A 5,476-nucleotide genomic window follows, 5' to 3' on the forward strand; every position below is an offset into this window, starting at 1 on the left:
TTCCATTATGGAACAACTCAAGTTTTTACTTTTCTTTTTTTGTATTATGCCGTTTGGTATGCTTTTCTTTTACGAATGAGATACCATCCCGAAGCCATTCCCATCAATAACGCAGGCCAGACCCACTGATCAATAGATGCGTCTGGTGGATTCAAAGCTGCGTTTAACTGATCTTCATCCATTGGCGCTTCTTCAGGCGTATCAAATTGAGCAAAAGTCAACTGACTTACGAATAGCAACGAAAGCATCAACAAACATTTCCCTCTTCCTTGGCGTTTACTTAATCGATTCATTAATAGTGCATTTTTTTATTACTACTTCCTTTCTCTGTTGTTATTTTAATTAATAACACTTGGTTTTCCATCAATTGCTGTTTTACTTCATATCTCGTTTCATTTGTTTTAGTAGTAAACAATAAGCGACCTAAGGTATCCCAAATTTCAATTTTTTCTAGTTTTGTATCTCCTGCATCAATAACGATGGCTTTATTCTGTTTGTAAACATTTACATTATTATCCATTCCAAAAGAAGGCTGAGCTAATGCACTATCATAATATAAAATCTCAAAACGTGTATTATAAACACCTGGTTGAGCAGTAAATGTATAGGCTCCTGTATTCAAATCATGTACCGTATTTGTATTGTAATCCTTCAAATAAATAGGATATTGTGAAGCATCTGCAAAAATACCTTCTTTATTACCAAGAGCAAAAGTATACGTTCCTGCTACATCTGTTTTGAACCCTAAAGGTACTACATCTGTTGCCACAAATGGTACAGGTCTAGCTTGAATGATGTACTCTTGATTGTTGATGATTGATGTCAATGCCAAAGCACTATCATTGAAATACTTAGCATCAAAGTCTTCATCTACTCCAAGTGTTGCTCCTTCCATGTAACCTATTAAGGCTTGCCCTACTTGTTCGTTGTCTTTCACTAAGTTCAACCAAAAACGGTTCATTTCAATTGGATTGTCATTCGTTAGCGTAGTAGTTGCCTGAGCTGATGTACTTCTTAAGAAAACGGCACTTGCAGAAGCTTCTGCTCTCATCGCATTCGTAAAGTTTAACGTACTTACTCCATTGGCTTTAACAAAAAACCCTTGTCCTACTTCAATTAACCCAAAGTTACTCACGCTTACATTTCCTGCAAAACCAGCTTGTGACAATGTACCATATCCCGAACCTTGAGCGGCATTTCTTTTTCTGTAAAAGTAGAACGTTCCTCCAATACCTGGATTAGCAGCTCTAAAACTAGCTACCGAAATTGGTGAAGGGTATGGATTACCTACTAAATTATATTGTGTATTTGCATTGGATAAAGTATACGTAATATTTCCTGAATTAGGTACGCCAACAAAAACGCCTGGATATACCGTTCCTGGTGTTTGTAAATTTGAAAAAGCAGTCCAGTTATTTGGCATTCTAATCAAATAGCCTTTCGCTAATCCAAATGTCTTGGTATTCATATCTGCGGTTGTAACAATCTCTTGTACCCAGTTTCCATTAGGCGCAATTGTTGTATCATACGAATAGAATCTGTTGTATAAAGTATTCGGAGAGAAATTACGTAAATTTTGATTGGCTACAGGCGACGCCCATAACGTATAATCTTGTAAATACAATGGATATGAATTTCTTTTCACTGTGATTGGTCCTACGTTAACCGCTGCAGCATTATTTTGAATTAAACTTGCCCCACTCTCTACAATAAACTTCGTAGCATCATTAGTTGCATTGTTTACTTCATTAGCCACACGTAATGTTTTTCCTGTAGTTACGATTACCGAACCACCTGAATTTACTGTAATAGATCTTGCCTCTAATGAAGTGGTCATCGAAAGTGCTCCATTAACAATAGCATACATATCTAAAGCTGGCGCTCCATTTGACCATGTATTACCATCCCAAATTGTAGTATCAGGTCTTGTAGTAACTTGAATTTCATTAGAATTAGAAGAAACTACCGCTCCATTTACCGCACGAACAACATAGTAATAAGTAGCCACTGGATTTAAACCTGTCACTGTAAATGAAGTAACATTCCCTACATTTGAATTTTGAACTAAATAAGTATTGACTACCAAATCACCTCTAAGATAAATATCATCAATTCTATTAGTACCTCCAGAAGCTACAGCTGCACCTCCAACGGAAGTGTTAGATGTCATGATCCAACGAATTAATACCGAAGATTGGTTATCACACTCAGCAGGCAAAGTTACATTATTTAAAACGCCTGAAGTCCAATCAACCGCTACCGAAATAGCTGTTGCTCCAGTAATATCAGTCCAATTCCCAGCCCCTGCTTTATATTGAGCTTTAAAATCTCTAGGCCCAGTACCCGAAGATCTTTGAGTAGAAGACAGTTTCATTTGACTAGCTCCTGTAGTATTAACATCAATTTGCCAATATTTTGTTCCACTTCCTGATTGCCAAGCATTAGCTGAAGGCGCTTGTGTTGTTAAACCCGCTGAATCAGTAATTGAACCACCAGTTGTTGACACTAACTTACCAGAATTATAGGAATTATAAATATCAGTACTTAAAACAGCTCCATCAGTAGGAAAAGTCCAAGCTGCAACCGTTTGATTAGATTGTACTGTTTTAGTATATACATCAATCACATAACTTGTTGCACCGGGCATGGCATTCCAATTGGCTGTAAATGAAGTTGCATTTACATTAGTTGCTGCTGTAGCCACAGGTGCTGTAATCGTTGGTGCTGCAATATTGAAAGCCGTTGAAGTCACCGAAGTTAAGCCTGGACTGGTAAACGTAATAGTTGCTCCGGTAACTGCAGCTAAACTTGAAGCGGTTAAACCACTGTAAGTAACTGCTCCCGATGCCGCATTAACTGCGGTAGTTCCTCCTATCACCCATGCTCCTGCTCCTACTGTCGCTGTCACGGTTGCTGTACTAGTTGTTACCACATTACCGTATTGATCGGTCACGTTTACTTTTGGTTGTGTAGCCAAAACAGCACCATTTGATGCGGGTGCAGTAGGTTGTGTACTGATCACCAATTTAACAGGCACACCCACTCCTATTGTTTGTATAACCGATGCTTGTGAATAATTTGTTGCACTTACTACAATTGTTTTTGCTCCAGCCGATTGCAACAAAGTAGTTGGATTTGAAGCCGAAGGTGTAAATGTAATTTTACCTGGTGAAACCGTATAACCTCCAGTTAATGTTGTCCCTCCGATAGTAATTCCTGTAATTGCTTCTCTCCAAGCTGGATTGTCTGTAAAAGTCACATCAAAAGGAGCATCTACCGTCGCGGGTGAAGCAGCTATTAATGTCGGTTGTGGTACAGGTGTTGTTACTCTAATAGTAAAATCACCTCCATTAGCCGAACCCGCATCAATTACACGCACATAGTAAGTTACACCAGCTGTAAGTGTATTAGTTACTATTTCTGATGGATTTGTTGTATGAGAAATATTTGCTGCTGTTCCTGAAGTAGGACATGAGCCATTAACCGATGTTGTAAATACATCTAAATCAATATCTTTACCAGTACCCGCTGTAAAAGTCATTGTAACTGTATGCGATGCCGTTACTGTAGGTACAAATTTATACCACACATCAGGGAATGCTGTTCCATATTGGAAACTATTTGCTGCACTAGTAGCTGCAATCATAGTCCCTGGCAATGTACCACCATTTACTGTCAGTACCGTAGCGTTAGAACAATTATCATTGACAGGAGGTGGCGCAGGAATATTAAAGGTACCTGATGTCACTCCTGTTAAACCTGTACTTGAAAACGTTATGGTTGCTCCTGTTACTGCTGCTGCACTGGTAGCTGTTAAATTTGTAAAAGTAGCCAACCCTGCCGAAGCACTTACGGTTGTGGTTCCTCCTATTGTCCAAGTTCCTGCCCCTACAGCCGCTGTTATAGCAGCGGTGCTCGTTGTTGCATTTCCATATTGATCTAAAATAGTTACTTTAGGTTGTGTAACCAAAGTCCCTCCGTTTGCCGTTGGTGCTGTTGGTTGCGTATTCATGCTTAATTTATTTGCTGCTCCAGCCCCAATAGTTTGTGTAACCGTTGCGTTATTGTATCCTGTTGCGAAAACAACAACTGACTTTGCACCAGCCGCTTGTAACAAAGTAGCCGCTGAAGGTGTAAAAGTAATTTTACCTGCTGAAACCGCATAAGCCGAAGCCGACAAAGTCGTTCCTCCTACTGAGATACTCGAAATGGCTGCTCTCCAAGTAGCATCATCTGTGAAAGTCACATCAAAAGGAGCGTCAACAGTGGCGTTGGCCGCTGCTGTTAATGTGGGTGGGTTAACTAAAGGTGCCCCAATAGTAGCCGGTACCGCATTATAAACAACCACATCATCAATAAATAAATTAGCAGCATTATTAGTACTACTTATACTAGAAAAAGAAATACCAGAAATAGCGGTATTTGCAGCTAAAGTTGCTTTAGTCAAGTCGTTACCAACTAAATTTCCGTTGATATATAAATCATACTTTTGAACGGCTACTGTTTGTGCCACTCCATTATATGTGTAACTAATAGTCCCTGAAGTCTTGTTGTTTCCAACGATTTCAATGGTATAAACCGTACCTTGTGTTAATGCCGTTGAAGTTAATCCTGAACTTCCAAAAGTTCCATTATTATCATAAGATAACGTTATTGCACCAGAGGCTCCATAAGCAAATCGTAGTGCCGTAAAAGTTTGTGAAGGAGTATAAGAAGTATTATCCGAATAATAAGAACCCGCCCCTTGAGAAAGTGTCCATGTACCATAGCTACCAGAAGTGATTGTTGGAACATTACCTCCAGAAGCATCTCCAAATAAAACTTTAAATGATGTATAAAACTCTGTTGAACCTGTGTAACCAACAATAGGTGATACCTTAGATACAGATGTACTACTTGATGCAACCGCTCTAATATAAGAACCAGCTGTTCCTAATGGATTAGACGTATTTGCCAATACAATAGGTGCATTTGGTGCCGTAGCCCCTCCACGAGCATAAGTTGTCCCTGAACCTGTAGGATTAGGAAACAAATTAGTAACTGCTGTTTGTAAAGTATTTGAATTTGAACCCGTCCCAAAATTTTGAGTTGCTGTTTGTCCAAATCCATGTTGTACCCCCATCGAAAACAGAAAAAGAGCCACCATAGTAGCGATAGCAGGTTTTTTAAACACAAAGCTACTAGGTAAGAACGCTAAAGGAGCGAACTGTTTTTTGTTGATTGTACTTTTCCATTGCTTTGTCTTTTTACCCAAAACAAAAGAAAACAACAAATCTAAACTCCCCAACAAAAGCAAAAATGCTTTCCTAAAAAGTAATTCTTTTTTCATTTTGTAATTTTTTTTAGTTCATCTTCCTTCTCAATAACAAGAACTTGCAAAAAGATGTAACGTTGATTGCTTTAAATAGTCTTAATTATTTCAACTGCAAAAGTACTGCATTCTAAATAAATAATGAGTATGTTTTATTCACAAATT

The 5,476-nt window shown here is 38.5% G+C and carries 2 protein-coding genes; both read right to left on the reverse strand.

From position 1 onward, the window contains the following. Positions 1 to 44 precede the first annotated feature (44 nt). Complete coding sequence (locus tag QZ824_RS10525) at positions 45 to 293, reverse strand: hypothetical protein (protein WP_291275973.1); 249 nt, start codon at positions 291 to 293, stop codon at positions 45 to 47. Next, complete coding sequence (locus tag QZ824_RS10530; RefSeq protein WP_291275974.1) at positions 293 to 5,329, reverse strand: hemoblobin-interacting domain-containing protein; 5,037 nt, start codon at positions 5,327 to 5,329, stop codon at positions 293 to 295. The genes QZ824_RS10525 and QZ824_RS10530 overlap by 1 nt, the downstream gene beginning before the upstream one ends. Positions 5,330 to 5,476 lie beyond the last annotated feature (147 nt).

Origin of the sequence: Flavobacterium sp., assembly GCF_021151785.1 — a bacterium.
Lineage (GTDB): Bacteria > Bacteroidota > Bacteroidia > Flavobacteriales > Flavobacteriaceae > Flavobacterium.